This window comes from Intestinimonas butyriciproducens (genome assembly GCF_016901775.1).
In the GTDB taxonomy this organism is placed as follows: domain Bacteria; phylum Bacillota; class Clostridia; order Oscillospirales; family Butyricicoccaceae; genus Pseudobutyricicoccus.
This window is the reverse complement of record NZ_JACJKW010000017.1, coordinates 1-15,490: the sequence shown is the minus strand read 5'-3', so window position 1 is coordinate 15,490 and position 15,490 is coordinate 1. Positions and strand designations below refer to the sequence as shown.

The following is a 15,490-nucleotide window of genomic DNA, read 5'->3' as shown; positions in this document are numbered from 1 at the left end:
CGTGTAAAATGTGGATCATGTTTTCATCTCACCTCCTTTAAGTTGATTGAGAATGCTTACGCATCAGCCTTTTCCGTGAAAATCGTAGTTCACGCGGGCTGAATAGTAGTTGTCTATGGTCAGTGAAGCGTTATACAACGCCGTAAGCAGATATGCCCGGATGTTCCGAATGTCGGAAGGGCAATCGTTCATCGCTTGGAGCACATAGTCGATGTGGCCGCTGTCCAGCTTGAGGAAGCGTGACTTAACCACCGGCTGCGGCATATCTTCTCCGTTGATACGGATGGTGGGTCTTGTGGAGCAAACAGCATCCAGCATGATCTCGACAATTTCATTTACCCGGTCAAGGTCATAGTGCCTATCCTGAGAGCGGATGTCGATCTCAAGGTTATCCCGGATCAATTCCCTGTATTGCTCCCGTTCATCCATCCTGTCCATCCCATCAAGATTGATAGATTGATAGTTTCTCAGAGAGTTATTTCTTTCGTTGGTAATTACTTGATTAGTATTTAATTGTGCGGGATTTTCCGTACACGGTTTTCCCGTGAACGGATTATCCGTGTCCGGCTTTTCCGTATGCGGTTTTTCCGTGTCCGGCAAACCCATCTGCGGCTTCTCGTATATCTCGAAAACCATGCTGCTCATCCGGCCTTTTTCATCCCGTGACTGATGACGGACGAGATACCCTGCGTCCTCAAGCTCCCTGAGAGCTGCCAGAACAGCATCGGGGCCTTCCTTGCAGATCGCCGAAAGACCTTTCGTTGAGAACTGCCAGCCATCGTTGAAGGACAGCATTTTGGAGAGTAGCCCCACGGCCTTGAGGGACAGGGTTTTATCCCTGAGATGGTAATTTGCCATGACCGTGTAGCCACGGTTTTTGTTGACGCGATAGACTGCCATGCGGTTATCCCTCCCTTGCCATCACCGGCTGACAGCGCAGCGTTGACAGCTTCACCGGGGAATAGGGACATTCCTCGAAGACACAGGTTTGATATTTCCAGTAGGGACGATGGAAGCAGCACGACCGGCATTCCGGGCAGATCCCGTCGCATCCGCTGTCATAGTGGTTGTGGCCGGGTACCTCCTTCATGAGGGCTTCAAAGGCTTGCAGCTTACCGGCTGTCATGTAGCTCATTTTGTTTTCTCTCCTTTCCTCGCCGCACCGCCGTCATCTGCAAGGGGCAGATTGTTCCAGCTTTCGGGCAACAAAAAAAGAGGGTTTGCTTCATGCTCCGAATTGGAGAATGAAACAAACCCTCTTAGCTTTTCAGATATTCAGATGATTTCTCGGATGGTATGGATGATGCCGAGCAGCAGCCCAACAATCAGGGCGAGTCCTCCGATAAGACCACCGATAATGATGTTGAGTGCGAAGATTCCTACTGTGCCGGATATGCCGTAACCGAAGGGGACGAGCCAGAGACACATCCTGCGGATGCCGAATGGGAAGCCGACACAGAGCCACATCAGGAAGTAGTCACATACGCCGTCCGCCATATAGACCGGCTTGAAGAATGCGGCAAGACAAAGGGCAATCAGCAGAGGAAGCAGCACTTCCTTGAGGAAAGTCTTCACATCCTCACCCTCAATCCCTGCAAATCGTCCGTGCGGATGCCGACGAGATACCAGTCCGCAGCCATCTCGATCCGGGTGGGTTTCCACTTGCCCCCGACCATGACATCGAAGCATTCCCCGCAGTGCAGACCGCCGTAGTAGCAGTCAAGGTCAAAGCGAATGTCGTACCGATCCGTTGCGTGGTCATAAACCAAAGTTCCCTGTTTCATGATGGACTCCTTTCGTTGTGGGCAGCGCAACGGAAAGGGCTTATGCAGTGTACCTCCATAGCCACCGCAAGCCGGTTTTGATCCGGTGCGCCGATTGTAGTGCGATTGTTCCTCTTTCAGGTCAAAAAAGAAGGGACTAAGCCAGAATCCCTTGATTTTCAAGGTCTTTCTGATTTAGTCCCATTATCGCACAACAATCTTTCGACAGCACAACAGCCACTTTTCCTGCCTCGATTTCTGACAGCATCTGCTGAAATCCGGGGCGGTCATAGTTTGTGCCGCTGTATCCGTCATCCACAAAAAATGTTGGATTCGGGAAACGGTGCTCTTTTGCGTATCGGAGCAGGATGTCCTTTTGGTTGGTGATGGAATTACTGTCGCCCTCGTTGGCATCCTCTTGGGAGAGGCGGCAATAGAGTGCGGTGATTTTATCAGTTGCCCGTAACATTTCTGTATCCTCCTTCAAAGGGGCAACTGTCAGTACAGGATTGGTTGCTTCTATTGTACCAAGATTCCCGGTATTTGTCATTCATTATCCCTCCGTCTTTTCTGTAAACTTTTCAGTCAAAATGCGCTCCATCTTTCTGTCCAGCGTTTCTGTCCCGTCATAGCTGCCCATAATGGTGTAAATTGTGCCGCCGATCTCACGCTGTAAAGTGAACTCCGGCAGCCAGAATGCAGATGGATTTTTCACACGGATATGCCCAGTCTCGTCAAACCAGAAATTGTGTTTGGGGCGGTCAGGCGGCAGCGGTTCGGGTTTGAAATAGGGGTCAGGATTGAAGAAAAAATATTCCGTTGGTTCGTCATGGTCAGAATCTTCCCATTGACTGATTTCTTCCCAAATATCCAAATCATCTGCATCAATACCAGAAAACAAATCATCGAGCAGTTGTGGATCAAGGGCATATTTTTCTTCCAGTTGTTTGATGACATCCTCCACATCAATGCGGATGGAATCACCGCTGAGTTGTGCGGCTGCAAATTCTGCATCACTCATATTTGCCCACCGCTGCAATTCGGCCCGTGAAGTATCATCAAGCAATATGAGTGAACTTACAGGCTCACCATTGGGCAGCGTATCTCCGAGAAGTATTTTGGCAAGTTTCCTTATGAGGTTATTGTCCTCTTTCCAGTTGAGTTCCATTTTTGAAGTCCTCCTTAATGGTCGATCTGATGCTGTTTCCTGCGGTTCTGCTCGTGATTTTCCTGCGCACGAACAACCTGTTCTACCTTGTATTTGATCTGCCAAAGTTTTTTCACCTCCGCATAAATGGGCGAAAGTTCCGCTTGCCCCGTCTTGTATTCCTGTTCCAGACGGTCATGCTCCTTGCGCCATGCAGTGACCGGCAATTTTCCATCCTTAAAATGCGGCTTTAATTTGCGCTCTGCCATGTGATACAGGCGGAGTGCATTTTCATTTTCAGACATGAATTGCTCACGCCTACCTTTCCACTTGATGGCTGCCAGCTTGTCAGCAACAGGTTTTCCGTCAGCGTAAAACTGTACCATGCGGAGAAGCTCATCTAACTCCTTCCTGCGGTCAGATTTGCCAGACAAGGTACTTTTCAAAGTGTCAATGCGGTCACTCAACGCAGATACACGCTCCTGCAACTGTTCCGGCGTTGTCAAATTGTTCTGCATGAGATAATTACAAATCTCATTGAATTCTTTGAGATTTCCGATTTTCGCTTTCCGGCTCCATGCCCCTGTGCTGCGGTTGGTGTAATACTCGCTGAGCAGCTGCGCCAGATTGGGGGCTTGCGATTTGTTCAACTCCTCATGTGCTTCTTTCAGCCAGTTAAGCAGCGCCACAATTCTCTTTTTCAGTTTGCCAATCAACGCATTGGTTGCCTTGACCCAGCGGTTGAAATCACCCTTATCAGTACGAATACCTCTGGCCTCCATCTGGCGGATCGCCGGCCCCTCATGGACAGTAGGCAGCTGCTCCACGCCCTGACGCTCGTAGCTGCGGTGGTCGATACGGCATTCCAGCCTTTTCTCGGCAAATCGAGCATTGCACATTGCCGCCCACTGCTCCCGCCAATGTTCCAGCGTTTCCGGCTTGCCCCAATCCGTGGTGGGGACAGCGTTGAACACATAGTTTCCTGCTTCATCCCGTATGCGCTCCCCGTTTTCATCCAAGAGATATTCCCGCCGCTGCTTGTTGCCCCATTTCCCATCCGGCAGCAGGGGACGGATAGGACACATGACATGAAAATGCGGGTTGGCAATGCCGCCGTCTCCCTTGTCGGGGGTATGAACGGAGAAATCCACCACCATGCCCCGGCTCACAAACTGCTCCAATAAAAATTGCCTTGCAAGGACGATGTTCTCCTGCATGGAAAACTCGTTCTGCAAAGCAATGTCAAAACTGTATGCAAGCTGGGCTTTCCTGCCCCGTTCTGCCTTTTCCACCTCGTTCCACAAAGTCTGCCGGTCTGCTAAGGAAGGCGGGGCGTGGGGCGGCAGCAGGATTTCAGAACAGAGGACACCGCCTTTCCGGGTGTAGTCGCTGTCCTCTCCGTAATACTCGCTGTGCAGCTTTTCGCCGGATCGGTAAGCAGCGGACGCAACAGCGGATTGACCTGCGCTGCGTTTGATTTGGGTAACATGGAAGTGAAATAGTGCGATACTTATCCCTTTCCTTTCTGGCTTGCCTCATTGTGTGCATTGACCGCTTCCATCAACAAAGCCCTGACTTCCGGCAAAGCGAAAACCTTTTCCGTAAAAGCATAGAACTCCGTTTCGCTCAAAGCCTTTGCCAGCGGTGCGATGCTCTCCACGGCGGCCCCTTTGGTAATGAGGCGGTGCGTTCGTTTCTGCCGGTCTCCCTTCTCATAATAGGATTTGCGGTTTTCCAGCCGCTGGAGCCTGCTGCGCTCCTGCGCCAGCTTCTTTTCTGCGTCTGCGATCTCCTGTTTCAGTTTTTCGGTTGTTGGCATCGTAGATTCCCCCTTTATTTGCAGATAAAAAATACCGCCTGTCTTTCGGACAAGCGGTAAAATTTGCGTGTTGAGTTTTAGGCTTTGGATGGGAAACTGTCTGTGCAAACAGATTGTTTCCCATCCAAAACGGGCAGGGATAGCCGCATAAGCGGCGCAAGGGGTGCAGCCCCTTGTACGGAACGCAGTGACGCAAAACAGCCCGGACTTCCATCGTCCGGGCTGTTTGCCTCGCAGAGCGCACGCATACAGGGTTTACCCTGTATAGAAGTGCGCCCTTTGTTCCAAAGGGAGTTATAGGTCGGCCTAATCGAATTTACTATTGACCATCGAAAACAGCTTTTCAAACCGCCCAATCGTTTCTTCTGAGAAGGAAAGTGTGCCAATATTTTTCGCCATATAATTTGCGGGAGAATAGTGATTGAAAGACTTGTTACCATTAAGCCGTTTCAGCTGCGACATTATCGGCTTATTTGCATCGAGATCGGAAATCTGCACAGATGTACCGAAAGCACCGTTATACAGCGCAAGATATTCTTCCTTGCTAAGCAAGTCCTCAATGTCAGCAAAGGTCTGTTCTATCACGGAATGGTAATACAGAATCTTTTTGTCAGCAATAATTTTCTGCTCTACCATTCGTTTCAATCGAACTTCTGCCCCTTGATCCGTAAAGGTATCGAGCAAACATACTGTGGATAGCTCGTTGCCTCGCATGAGCGAAATGAAAGTTGCAATCTTATCTGCACCGCCCACCGGGACAATCGTGACATCATCGGACAGCCCCTGTTTCCCCATATCTTTCAAAATAGTCGAGAAATGGTTAAGATAAACCAAATCGGAAATACCCTCTACCAAAAGATTTTGCGGTGAAACATATAGGTTTTGGGCAATCGTGTAACCTAACGCTGCCTGTAACGGAAACAGCGTATCGGAGTCTTTTTCTTCAACAGCATCCGACACAACGCTACCGATTTTAGGATTCTGTGTATCATAGACAGTTCGCACTTCATTGAGTCTTAGAGAATCAATCATAAAGGGCGAGTGTGTTGTGTATATGACTTGATATTCGGGTGCAAGCTTTTCGTCAATAAATCGCAACAAATCATTTTGTGCAGAGGCATGAAGACTAAGTCCGGGCTCGTCCAATAATAAAATGTATTTACTGTTCTTGTCGCCTTGAATTTTGCTAAACCAGACAAGGAAAGAGAAAAACCAAAGAAAACCTTTACTGCGATTTTTCAGCGGCAGCGTTACCCTGTGCTTGGAGTTATAAATTCTGATATTGAGATAGCGAACATTGTTTGCAGCATGCTCGATTTCAAAGCGAATTTCAAGATTCCGATTTGTTGTCCAGTACTCAAACATTTCATCCGTGATGGAATTAGAGGTTGCTTCCAACTGCGCCTTGAACGCTTCAAAATTACTCTCGGATTGAATATCAGAAATCTGCAAGCCACTTAATTCAAACAGTGCCTTTGCGATTTTGTATTCCTCAGAAGACAAGCTTCCTGTCGGTTTTCCTGCGGCGAAGTCACTTAAATTGATTCTGCAAGGCAAGCTGAAGTAATCGCTAAAATACCACAGTTTAGGAATCGCAGGAGAAATATAGGTCTTATAGATGTACCCTTCCAGCGGATTCGTCCATCCGTTTGCTCCCTTCTTAATTTTTTCCAGTTCGGCTTTAATCTCGTTCATGCCCGGCAGGGAGTTGTTTTCGGAAACAACGCTCACTAAGGAAGGATAATCGGTTGCAGCATGAATAAGTTCTTTGCCTTGTTCTCCCACGCCAAAAGCTGAAATCAGCCAATCTTTGAAAACTCCAAAATCAGTTGAAACTCCCGTTGTTGTCCTTGTGTTATCGTAGTAAGATGTCACTGAAAAGCGCTGCTTAGAAATAATGCCCTCCGCAAAAACATCCTCCACACTTTTTACATCTTCGTCAGATAATTCATACTCGCAAGTTAACACTCTGGGATTTTCAGTGCGTACTTTTGTCAACTCGCTGCGAGGATAATCTAAGTCCTTATCGAATTGGAAGTCTGCATTATCCTCGAAATAATTCGATTTTGCCAGAGCTTCGAGCAGCGCCGTTTTTCCAGATTCGTTTTTGCCAACGATCCGTGTAATCTGGCTTTCCACCTCATAAGTCTGCTCTGTCAGGAAGCTCTTGTATTTATGGATGGTGACTTTCTTAAGTAACATACATACTCCTTTCGCATTGATTTATTAAAAATACCCCAAATCAAGAACGCTTTCCTCAATTAAATCCTCGTTCTTCATTTGTGAGAAAATATGTTCAACAAATCGCCTAAAGATATCTGCTGAATATGGGTTGTTTGTCAGATAATCTATGTACCAAGCCCTGTGTGCTTGCCTTCCTGCGAATGTGCTGAACTCCTTCCGAACATTGGAGCTAATTCTTTTTGCCTTTCTCACAATCAGAATTTCATCAATATCGGTTGTCGCTGTGCTAATTGGTGTCATATCAAGGAAATCGCAAAGCAAATAATATTTTGCTCCTGTTACCGCCAACTTTACATCGTGGGCTGTAGCAGAGGCTTCTTGATACATAGTCTTATCAAGATTTGTCTTTAATTCTGCCATCACATATCCTAAATGTGTTGTGACTGTTACAGTTTTTTCTGCATCAAATGTTGGCGTGTAAGAGGATCTCAAATATAGTGTTCTGCTCATCGAGAAGTCTTGATCTTTTGTCTTTATGCTGAGTCCTCCGCCGATTGTAGGAGAGCTTAAACTGGACGCAAAATATGCAGACGAAAATGTTGCCGTCTGTGAGCCTACTTCGACATCACATTTGCCAAATTCTTTAATTATGCACTTCCGCACAAAGATAGGAAGAAACTCTTCAATAACTGTATTATCAAGTTTCAACTGGCCCTTCTGGCGATATAAGAAATCTTCGGGGCTATCAAAAATCAAATTAATGTCGATGTAGAACTTGTATTTATTGAGTAACCCCACTAATTTTTCAATTAGCTCATCAACTGTGGGGGCATCTGCTTCCTCTAATGCAATAATCCATTCATCATATTTTTGTAACGCTACTTCCAATCTGGATTTGTCGCTATTTGGCAGTTTGGCACTCTCCATAGCAGCAACTATTTTTTCACCATGAGTACCTCTTGGCATTATTTATCCCTCCGATCTATTTACATTTTCAGCTCTTTCTATCGCTTCAAAAATCAGTTCAATATTCTTGCTGTCGGGATACATTTGCGCTTTCTCGGATAATATCCTTACGGCAATAGAACGCGCAGCATCTTCTATATCTTCCTCGCTTAGAAACTTTTCTGTTTGGGCATTTTCAAAATGGAGGATATCTTCATATATCATTTGCCCAAACCTGTTTTTGAACGCTCGTTCTTGCCTCAACAAAAAAGGTAGTTGAAAAATCTCTGTTGCTATTTCGAAAATTAATCGGCTATTACAAAAAGAGTAGCCCAATACATTAGACTCTCTACCAACAACATAAATCATTCGGGCATTTTGACAGCAGGCACGCATTGCTTCTTTGATGGATAACGCCATGTCTATGCAGTACTGAATAACAGTAAGCAAACGATTCCCTCTGTTTTTCCTGTTGGAGCCAAACTCATTTTTTGCTATTGCTAAAACATCATAACCCAACGCTTCAACTGATCGACGATATTTTTGGTGATAATTAAAGACATTGATATAGGGTGGGGATGTTATCAACAAAGTTGCTTCCCCTGAATTGCATCCCAGTTTACGAGAATCGCCCATATCAACTTTAATCTGTGCTGTAGAGAAAGGAATTTCTAAAACCGTTTTTTTTAGTCCCGTCCATTTCGTATGGAGAAGTGAAATTGACAATTCATTGTTAAACAAATCTATCAGGATTATCAGCGTGCTCAACAATGCTGATAAAGCAGAAGGATTATTCTGTTGAATGGCACGAGTAATCGTCGGTAAAATTTCATCTGTTTTTGATATAGATGTCAGAATTTGTTCAACAGAATCTATTAATACTTTTCGCTCAGGAAGAGATTTGTTCGCCAATTCATATGTCTTAGCCATGTAGTATGCAGAAGCATTCAACTCCATGCCATATGCAGAAATGCCTTTTCGTGCTGCTTCGCATAATGTGGTTCCTGATCCGGCAAAAGGGTCAATAACAACATCGCCATCCTGCGCATAATGGCTCAATAAGGCTTCAACAAATTGCGGCGAAAATTGTCCATTCCATGCGAAAAGATTTGAACGAGTTTTATTATCAATATCCAGTTCCCCTTGCGATATAGATGTTTTATCTATAGGTATTTTTTCAAATATTGTCATTGTATCAATCATCTGCACTCTCCAATGGTTCATCAATAAACTCTAAAATATCATCGACCCCACAATGTAGAGTTCTGCATATTCTCTCGATCGTGTCAAGAGCAAGATAATTATCCCGTTTAAGTCTTGTAATAATATTAGCACTACATCCCGTTTGTTCTATAAGGTCGGAATTGGTTATTCCTTTATCAATCATTAAATGAAACAATTTTTTATAAGTAACCGCCATAGATTTCACCCCTTTCAACTTATATTTTATCACGCAAAAAGGAAAAATACAACAGATAGCGGATTAATTCGAATTTTGTTTGCAATTAGCGCTTTTGAATGTGTAAGAATCCATTCTTTTTCGCCCATTCACTTGCCATCTGTTTTCGTTCCTCACTGTATGGCGCAGTCAGTCGGAAACTCAATCTGCCTTTTTCAATCTCAAAGGTCAGCCCGCCTTGTTCGTCATCGTCAATTTGGCGGCAGCACTCCGGGTAATTCGCCGCAAATGCCGTCAGTCGCTTTTTCAGATTGGTATTATGAGTCTGCACCTCAATCATGCTCCCGTATTCATCAAAATAGATGGCAGTTGTCTTTTCTCTCTTGGTAAGCTCTGTTCTCATAAAACCTCCTGTTTTTCGCAAATTTTTCTCAGTTCTTGAATTGGAAAAGTGGTGTGATTTTCCGGTAGAAACACTCCAAACTATGTGGAGTATGTTCCAACTGATGCTGTCAGTTTATTTGTCACTTTTCCGGCTCTTGACTGTGTTTTCATTCTTTTCGGTTTGTGCGGCTTTTCAGCCATTCCACAAGCTCATGCTTCATCACCAACTTGCGTCCGCCGATCCGCAAGGTTGGAAAATCCGGGCTGTTCAAAAGGTTGTATGCGCCCGCTTTGGAAATCTGCAATGCTTGGGCAAGCTGCTTTGCATCCATCACATCAGGCATGGTTTCAAACGGTTCTCTACTCATAAAAATCTCCTTTCCTGCATGAAAAAGCAGCAGTCACCTTTTCGGTAACTGCTGCCGTTTCTGCATCTGTTTACTTGTCCAAATACTTCTGATATTCCCCTGTCACGAAATCCTCATAAGCGTCTGCAAGCTTGGCAATCCGCTTATGGACTGCGCTTGCGGTCTTGTAGCCAACCTTGTCTGCGATCTCCTGCTCGGTGTAGCCCTCCATACGCAGCTTCAATATCTCCCGATCTTTCTCTGTGATAGTGCTTTCCGCAAAGGTAGCGATCTGCATTTCAGAAATAACGGAATTTTCAAAATCGCTACGGGGGTCTGCCACATCGAAAATGTCCCCGTCCTCACTCTCCATCATTTCATCCAGAGAGATCGGCTTGCCGGAACGATTGTGATGCCACTTCCGCATGAAGTCAGTCTTGACTGTGCTGCTTATGGCTTCATAGTCCTCTACGGTGCGGTTTTCCCATATCGCATCAATCACAGGCTGCCATTCCTGTTCTTCAACTACCATGTCGGTGACATTGCCAATCAGATTGCTGAACTGCTGATAGGTCAACCACGGTACTTCCATGCCTTGCGGGATGTTGTAGAGGTTTTGGAAGCCCAGCCCGTTTTGCTCGAACTTCATTCGGATGTGGGGGATAATGCTGTATGATAAACGCCACAAAGGGAAATATCCTGTGTACTGCGTCCATGTACCGGGAATATCACGATAATTGCCCTTATGGTCTTTCACTTGGAAAAACTGCCATGCACTCCATGCGTAGCAGTCCCACACAAGCAGCTTGAACATATCATCACATACGATGTGGTCGTATTTGTCCGTCCGTAAAACCTCATAGGGGCATCGGGGAAGTTCATAGGCGGGTTTCCACTTTTCTGCAAGCTCTCTCGGTAAGCTGTAAAACAAGGTCAGCCATGATTTGTCGCTGTCCTGCGGTATTTCGATAATCTCACCGGGCAGCACTACAATGAAACCATTCGGGCTTTTCCGCTTCTCCATAAGCGTCACCTCCAATCGTTTTGAAATAGCCCTCTACTATATATGGCACGAGAAAGACTGAATTGTTCCAATGTTTCCAAATTTTTTGAAAAATTCCAGAATGGATGGGATAGGATGATTATAGCTTCATTATACTTGAAACCTGCGAATAAATCTATTGCTTCCACGCACAGGCAAAAAAATAACGGGTACTCGGCTTTTCACCGAATACCCGTTATCTCGTTTGCCAACCCCGTCTGACAGATGCCATAATCAAAATTTCTGGAATTACTTTCTTATGAGCACCCGTCTAAACCTCCGGGGGATTTCGACTTTTCAAGATTGGTTTTTAGAAATACCGCTGCTCCCGGGTTTCATCGGTAAGCTCCACGCTGTAAGGAGCCACCAGATAAGCGCCTGTGGCGATCTGGGCGATGTGCCCGTCTCTGGCATAGGCGGCGCCGCTGATGAAATCGATCATGCGGCGGGTGACTTCCACAGTGGCGGCCTGCACATTGAGCACCACCGTGCGGCCGGCCTTCAGCTCGTCCACCACCAGGCTGGCATCTTCAAAGCGGTTGGTGCGGATGGATGTGATCTGGAAAGCAGCCGCCGGAGCAGGCATGGTCATTTCCTCTGTCCGGGCACGCTCCACCTTCCGGGGCGCCAGAGCCCGGTTCTCCTCCACTTCGTATTCGTACTCGTCCTCGTAATCCTCATCGTCATAGCCCATAAAGGACCGGATCTTATCCATCAGCGCCACAGCAGACCCTCCGTTTTATCTTCGGCCAAAAGCTTGGCCATTGTTTTTTCATCCTTATATGAAATTATAGCTTATTTTCCCTGGTTTGACAAGGATATTTTGTCGACTTTTCCCTGGAAAACACCGTTTTTTTCGCCCAGGATTTCCCTTTCAGGGCAAAAACAGGCCCCAGAGCATCACCTGATAAGCCGGCAGCCCCTCCTGGGAAAAGGAGATGGGCAGGCGCAGCACTTCCCTGGCCAGGTCCACCACCGAAAAGCCCAGGCTCTCCAGAGAAAGGCGCATTTTCTCCGGCTGGCGGCAGGGCTTCCCCTCCGGCCGGGCGCAATGGGCGCACAGACGGCATCCTCCATGGGTCAGCCCCAGGCTGCCCGGATGGCTCTGTTCCAGCCGGAGCATTTCCTCGTGGGCGGCTTTGCCATACCGGGCGGCGCAGCTTTCCATGAAAGTCCCGGCTTTTTCCGGCGAGGCAACCTCCCGGCGCAGCTCCGGGGAAAAATGGAGCACATGACAAAAAAGCCGGATTTTGGAAAATCGATCCAGATCCGGCAAAGCCCCTTCCTCATAAGGGGGGCAAGACCACAAGGCTCCGTACCGTGGACAGGCCCGGCAGAAGCCCCAGTATTTTTCCCGGTGGTAAAAATCCATCAGCCGGGAAAGGGGGATTTCCCCCTCCCGCTTTTCCACTGTGACGCCGGTCACTTATTTTCGCTTTCCGGGGCCTTGGGCTCTTCTTCTGCGGCCTTCTGCTTTTGCAGCAGCTTGACCAGCTCTCCGAAGCGGCCCACGATGTAGCCGTAGTTGTCCTTTTTATGAGGGATCATGCACTGGCTGCAATCCTTGATGCCCCCATAGGTATACTGGAAATTGCCGCCGCATTTGTCCCCCAGGGCATAAAGGGGGCAATAGCAGAACAGGCAGTTGAAATTCTCCTTGTCCTCGGTTTTATGGCAGGGGAAAAACTCGCATTTTTCGTGGCGGAAAAAGGAGTACTGGCTCCCTCTCCACATTCCATTGTCCTCATACAGATCGGGGATCTCCTCCAGAATGTTCTTCTCGTCCATGGTGCACCTCCGGCTGTTTTTCATTGATTATTCTATTATACTTCCCCCCGAAAACCCCGTCAACCAAAATCCCCCCCTTTGCAAAGGGGATCGGATTGTGATACCATCAGAAAAAAAGGAGGGGTTTTCATGGATCAGCAGCAAAGGCGGGAATTTTTGCTTCAGTTTCTTCTGGGGGAAAACAAGCGGTATGAAGGCAAAGCTATCCCCCTTTCCCCCGAAAACCAGCGGAAACTGCTGCGGGCCCTGATGAATCTGCGCCCGCCCAAACCGGTGCCGGAAGAAGTGCTGGCGGTCCAGGATGCCTATCTGAAGGAGCGGCTTTCGGAGCGGGGCGTGGCCTCTTTGTCCGCCCTTCTCCCCTCTCCCCTGTTTCCCCGGGTCGCACTCTGGCGTGGGGACATCACCACCCTGCCGGTGTCCGCCATTGTCAACGCCGCAAACTCTGCCCTTCTGGGCTGCTTTGCCCCGGGCCACCACTGCATCGACAACGCTATCCATACCTATGCCGGGATGCAGCTGCGGCTCTATTGCCATGAATATATGGAAAAACAAGGCTATCCCCAGCCCACCGGCGTGGGGGTGCTCACTCCGGCTTTCAACCTGCCCTGTGAAAAGGTCATCCATGTGGTAGGGCCCATCGTCCACGGCAATCTCACCCAAAAGGACAGGCAGGCGCTCAGGCAAAGCTATCTGTCCTGTCTGCACATCGCCCAGCGGGAGCAGATGGAGTCGCTGGCCTTTTGCTGCATCTCCACCGGCGCCTTCCACTTTCCGCCGGAGGAGGCCGCCGCCATTGCCGTCTCTGCGGTGCTGGATTTTCTCAAAGACTCACCCTATCCGAAAAAGGTGGTGTTCAACACCTTTACCAAAGGGGATGACGCACTCTACCGCACCCTGCTCCGTCTGCCCTCTGCCCCTTGACAAACGGGGATTTTTCCGGTATGCTGTTAAGGCACCATGCAGCGGTATCGAAGTGGTCATAACGGGGCTGACTCGAAATCAGTTTGGGAGCAATCCCACGTGGGTTCGAATCCCACCCGCTGCGCCAGAAAAGGGCCTGGCCCTGCAAGAATGGAGTACCCAGTTGGGTACTCCATTCTTTTTGCAAATATGGATTTTCTTGCAGAGATAATCGACATAGTGTATCATAAAAAATAGCAACAAGTTTGGAGAATCTGCGAATATCGAACAGAACAACATCGAAAAAGGGCTCTTTGAGCCGCTATACAGAAAGACAGGTGAAACAATGGCCATCCCAAAGTATGATGAAATGTATCGTGTATTTTTGGAATGCTTGGCTGATATGCAGCAGCATAAAAGTAAAGAACTGCGGGATATCATTGCGGCCCGTCTTTCTGTCAGTGATACAGAAAGACAAGAGCGGCTTCCCAGTGGTCAACAGGCCATCTTCGATAATCGTGTCGGCTGGACCCGAACTTATTTAAAAAAAGCTGGATTGATTACCAGTCCGCAACGAGGTATTTATCAACTAACTCAACAAGGAAAACAAGTGCTTGACTCCAATCCCGATGTAATCGACAACTCCTTTTTAGAGCAATTCGAGTCATTTCGTCAGTTTATGCATGCGGAACCTAAGTCTACCAAGCATATTGCAACCGACAGCCAGGATGGACAATCCCCACAGGATACATTTGATCTTGCCTATCAAAAGATCAATCATGCGCTGGCCGACGATTTGCTTACAGAAATCATGAAGCAGTCCCCTGTTTTTTTCGAAAAGATGGTCGTTCAGTTGTTGGAAAACATGGGGTATGGCGGCTCTGTTGAGAATGCAGGACTTGTCGTTGGCCAGACCGGAGACGAAGGAATTGACGGCATCATTCGGGAAGACAAATTGGGATTCAGTCTGATTTACATTCAAGCAAAACGATGGGATCGGACAACCTCCATTGGAAGGCCTGAGCTCCAAAAATTTGTGGGGGCACTGGCCGGCCAAGGAGCCAACAAAGGATTGTTTATCACTACCGCACAATTCACCAAAGAGGCCCGTGAGTATGCCAAAAAGCAGCACACAACGAAGGTCGTACTGGTTGATGGCGAATCATTGGCCAAACTGATGATTGAATATAACCTTGGTGTATCCACGGAGGCGGTATACCAAATCAAACGATTGGATAGCGATTTTTTTAGCGACGACAATGATTGATCCAAGAAGGAAAGCGCATCAGCCAGGCGTTCATCCTGGACAGACACACGAATGCCGTCCTACTTCAAAACAGATCACATCGGACGGATATCGATCTTCTGTACTGAATGCCTGGAGCTGCTTTTCGGAGAGCTGAGAAAGGGCTACTTCTCTTTCTGCTCTGCGTGCATATTGCATCTTGAGATTGCGGCTCTCCTCCCGCAGCGCCTTCCGGCAGAAGCTGTCAAATTGATGGCGTATGGTTTCCATTTGGGAAATCGAGAGCATTTGTCATCTTCACCTCCTCTCTCAGGCCGAGAGGCCGGTTTTTTCTTTTCACTCTCTATCCCAATGGCAAAGGGCGGTTTTGGGCGGTTTTGGTCACTTTTCCTCAAATTTCCTGAATTTTTATTGCAAATAAATATCCCCCGGCGAAGCCGGGGGTTTTGCACAGACGGGTGAAACCCTGGATTACTAGCGCACGCGTCACGTCGCGTTGGTACGGTCTGCCAGCCGCGAAGGA

At 47.6% G+C, this 15,490-nt stretch carries 20 protein-coding genes and 1 tRNA gene; 3 read left to right on the top strand and 18 right to left on the bottom strand.

Going from position 1 to position 15,490, the window contains the following annotated elements; all coding sequences use genetic code 11:
• Nucleotides 1-63: 63 nt before the first annotated feature.
• The 18 genes from H6A25_RS09655 to H6A25_RS09570 all read right to left on the bottom strand — a co-directional run bounded on the left by H6A25_RS09655 (nt 64) and on the right by H6A25_RS09570 (nt 12,818).
• Nucleotides 64-900: a DUF6017 domain-containing protein gene (locus H6A25_RS09655; RefSeq protein WP_204751934.1), complete on the bottom strand. Its 837-nt coding sequence runs from the start codon at nt 898-900 to the stop codon at nt 64-66.
• Nucleotides 901-904: 4 nt separating this feature from the next.
• A complete protein-coding gene (locus tag H6A25_RS09650; protein ID WP_050006550.1) occupies nt 905-1,135 on the bottom strand; it encodes a hypothetical protein in 231 nt (76 codons plus the stop codon).
• 140 nt (nt 1,136-1,275) lie between these two features.
• Nucleotides 1,276-1,575 (bottom strand): DUF6050 family protein, encoded by a 300-nt coding sequence (locus tag H6A25_RS09645; RefSeq protein ID WP_087267984.1) that lies wholly within the window; start codon nt 1,573-1,575, stop codon nt 1,276-1,278.
• Nucleotides 1,572-1,784 (bottom strand): DUF5348 domain-containing protein, encoded by a 213-nt coding sequence (locus H6A25_RS09640; protein WP_044986815.1) that lies wholly within the window; start codon nt 1,782-1,784, stop codon nt 1,572-1,574. Before H6A25_RS09640 ends, H6A25_RS09645 begins: the two co-directional genes overlap by 4 nt.
• A 136-nt stretch (nt 1,785-1,920) precedes the next feature.
• A complete protein-coding gene (locus H6A25_RS09635; protein ID WP_243423319.1) occupies nt 1,921-2,313 on the bottom strand; it encodes a recombinase family protein in 393 nt (130 codons plus the stop codon).
• 3 nt (nt 2,314-2,316) lie between these two features.
• Complete coding sequence (locus H6A25_RS09630; protein WP_204751933.1) at nt 2,317-2,931, bottom strand: hypothetical protein; 615 nt, start codon at nt 2,929-2,931, stop codon at nt 2,317-2,319.
• 14 nt (nt 2,932-2,945) lie between these two features.
• Nucleotides 2,946-4,418: a MobQ family relaxase gene (mobQ, locus tag H6A25_RS09625; protein WP_204751966.1), complete on the bottom strand. Its 1,473-nt coding sequence runs from the start codon at nt 4,416-4,418 to the stop codon at nt 2,946-2,948.
• Between the two features lie 2 nt (nt 4,419-4,420).
• Nucleotides 4,421-4,729: a DUF3847 domain-containing protein gene (locus H6A25_RS09620; RefSeq protein ID WP_204751932.1), complete on the bottom strand. Its 309-nt coding sequence runs from the start codon at nt 4,727-4,729 to the stop codon at nt 4,421-4,423.
• Nucleotides 4,730-5,035: 306 nt separating this feature from the next.
• Nucleotides 5,036-6,931 (bottom strand): AAA family ATPase, encoded by a 1,896-nt coding sequence (locus H6A25_RS09615; protein ID WP_204751931.1) that lies wholly within the window; start codon nt 6,929-6,931, stop codon nt 5,036-5,038.
• 24 nt (nt 6,932-6,955) lie between these two features.
• Nucleotides 6,956-7,879 carry a Bpu10I family restriction endonuclease gene (locus H6A25_RS09610; RefSeq protein WP_204751930.1) on the bottom strand — a complete coding sequence of 308 codons (924 nt, stop codon included), beginning with the start codon at nt 7,877-7,879 and terminating at the stop codon, nt 6,956-6,958.
• Nucleotides 7,880-7,882: 3 nt separating this feature from the next.
• Nucleotides 7,883-9,061 carry a DNA methyltransferase gene (locus H6A25_RS09605; RefSeq protein WP_204751929.1) on the bottom strand — a complete coding sequence of 393 codons (1,179 nt, stop codon included), beginning with the start codon at nt 9,059-9,061 and terminating at the stop codon, nt 7,883-7,885.
• Nucleotides 9,054-9,278 (bottom strand): helix-turn-helix domain-containing protein, encoded by a 225-nt coding sequence (locus tag H6A25_RS09600; RefSeq protein ID WP_204751928.1) that lies wholly within the window; start codon nt 9,276-9,278, stop codon nt 9,054-9,056. Before H6A25_RS09600 ends, H6A25_RS09605 begins: the two co-directional genes overlap by 8 nt.
• Nucleotides 9,279-9,363: 85 nt before the next feature.
• On the bottom strand, nt 9,364-9,660 hold the full coding sequence (locus H6A25_RS09595; RefSeq protein WP_204751927.1) for a hypothetical protein: 297 nt from the start codon (nt 9,658-9,660) through the stop codon (nt 9,364-9,366).
• Between the two features lie 148 nt (nt 9,661-9,808).
• On the bottom strand, nt 9,809-10,009 hold the full coding sequence (locus H6A25_RS09590; protein ID WP_204751926.1) for a helix-turn-helix domain-containing protein: 201 nt from the start codon (nt 10,007-10,009) through the stop codon (nt 9,809-9,811).
• A 70-nt stretch (nt 10,010-10,079) separates the two neighbouring features.
• Nucleotides 10,080-11,012, bottom strand: a complete 933-nt coding sequence (locus tag H6A25_RS09585; RefSeq protein WP_204751925.1) for an RNA polymerase sigma factor — start codon at nt 11,010-11,012, stop codon at nt 10,080-10,082.
• 328 nt (nt 11,013-11,340) lie between these two features.
• On the bottom strand, nt 11,341-11,745 hold the full coding sequence (locus H6A25_RS09580; protein ID WP_243423324.1) for a cell division protein SepF: 405 nt from the start codon (nt 11,743-11,745) through the stop codon (nt 11,341-11,343).
• Between the two features lie 159 nt (nt 11,746-11,904).
• Nucleotides 11,905-12,456 carry a DUF2284 domain-containing protein gene (locus H6A25_RS09575; protein ID WP_204751923.1) on the bottom strand — a complete coding sequence of 184 codons (552 nt, stop codon included), beginning with the start codon at nt 12,454-12,456 and terminating at the stop codon, nt 11,905-11,907.
• Nucleotides 12,453-12,818, bottom strand: coding sequence for a cysteine-rich small domain-containing protein (locus tag H6A25_RS09570; protein WP_243423318.1), 366 nt, complete (start codon nt 12,816-12,818; stop codon nt 12,453-12,455). Before H6A25_RS09570 ends, H6A25_RS09575 begins: the two co-directional genes overlap by 4 nt.
• 129 nt (nt 12,819-12,947) lie before the next feature.
• Between H6A25_RS09570 and H6A25_RS09565 the strand changes: the two genes are divergently transcribed.
• The 3 genes from H6A25_RS09565 (at nt 12,948) to H6A25_RS09555 (ending at nt 14,988) form a co-directional block, all read left to right on the top strand.
• Nucleotides 12,948-13,742, top strand: coding sequence for a protein-ADP-ribose hydrolase (locus tag H6A25_RS09565; protein WP_204751922.1), 795 nt, complete (start codon nt 12,948-12,950; stop codon nt 13,740-13,742).
• Nucleotides 13,743-13,780: 38 nt separating this feature from the next.
• A tRNA-Ser gene (locus H6A25_RS09560) sits at nt 13,781-13,869 on the top strand.
• A 198-nt stretch (nt 13,870-14,067) separates the two neighbouring features.
• The gene (locus H6A25_RS09555; RefSeq protein WP_204751921.1) at nt 14,068-14,988 is read left to right on the top strand and encodes a restriction endonuclease; all 921 of its coding nucleotides are present in this window, start codon (nt 14,068-14,070) and stop codon (nt 14,986-14,988) included.
• The last annotated feature ends 502 nt before the right edge of the window (nt 14,989-15,490 follow it).

Bases quoted from the DNA above. Each gene is read 5' to 3' on its own strand.
- H6A25_RS09595 (WP_204751927.1), bottom strand. From the start codon at position 9,660: ATGAGAACAGAGCTTACCAAGAGAGAAAAGACAACTGCCATCTATTTT.
- H6A25_RS09610 (WP_204751930.1), bottom strand. From the start codon at position 7,879: ATGCCAAGAGGTACTCATGGTGAAAAAATAGTTGCTGCTATGGAGAGT.
- H6A25_RS09655 (WP_204751934.1), bottom strand. From the start codon at position 900: ATGGCAGTCTATCGCGTCAACAAAAACCGTGGCTACACGGTCATGGCA.
- H6A25_RS09555 (WP_204751921.1), top strand. From the start codon at position 14,068: ATGGCCATCCCAAAGTATGATGAAATGTATCGTGTATTTTTGGAATGC.
- H6A25_RS09640 (WP_044986815.1), bottom strand. From the start codon at position 1,784: ATGAAACAGGGAACTTTGGTTTATGACCACGCAACGGATCGGTACGAC.
- H6A25_RS09620 (WP_204751932.1), bottom strand. From the start codon at position 4,729: ATGCCAACAACCGAAAAACTGAAACAGGAGATCGCAGACGCAGAAAAG.
- H6A25_RS09580 (WP_243423324.1), bottom strand. From the start codon at position 11,745: ATGGATAAGATCCGGTCCTTTATGGGCTATGACGATGAGGATTACGAG.
- H6A25_RS09570 (WP_243423318.1), bottom strand. From the start codon at position 12,818: ATGGACGAGAAGAACATTCTGGAGGAGATCCCCGATCTGTATGAGGAC.
- H6A25_RS09615 (WP_204751931.1), bottom strand. From the start codon at position 6,931: ATGTTACTTAAGAAAGTCACCATCCATAAATACAAGAGCTTCCTGACA.
- H6A25_RS09600 (WP_204751928.1), bottom strand. From the start codon at position 9,278: ATGGCGGTTACTTATAAAAAATTGTTTCATTTAATGATTGATAAAGGA.
- H6A25_RS09605 (WP_204751929.1), bottom strand. From the start codon at position 9,061: ATGATTGATACAATGACAATATTTGAAAAAATACCTATAGATAAAACA.
- H6A25_RS09630 (WP_204751933.1), bottom strand. From the start codon at position 2,931: ATGGAACTCAACTGGAAAGAGGACAATAACCTCATAAGGAAACTTGCC.
- H6A25_RS09565 (WP_204751922.1), top strand. From the start codon at position 12,948: ATGGATCAGCAGCAAAGGCGGGAATTTTTGCTTCAGTTTCTTCTGGGG.
- H6A25_RS09585 (WP_204751925.1), bottom strand. From the start codon at position 11,012: ATGGAGAAGCGGAAAAGCCCGAATGGTTTCATTGTAGTGCTGCCCGGT.
- H6A25_RS09635 (WP_243423319.1), bottom strand. From the start codon at position 2,313: ATGACAAATACCGGGAATCTTGGTACAATAGAAGCAACCAATCCTGTA.
- H6A25_RS09650 (WP_050006550.1), bottom strand. From the start codon at position 1,135: ATGAGCTACATGACAGCCGGTAAGCTGCAAGCCTTTGAAGCCCTCATG.
- H6A25_RS09590 (WP_204751926.1), bottom strand. From the start codon at position 10,009: ATGAGTAGAGAACCGTTTGAAACCATGCCTGATGTGATGGATGCAAAG.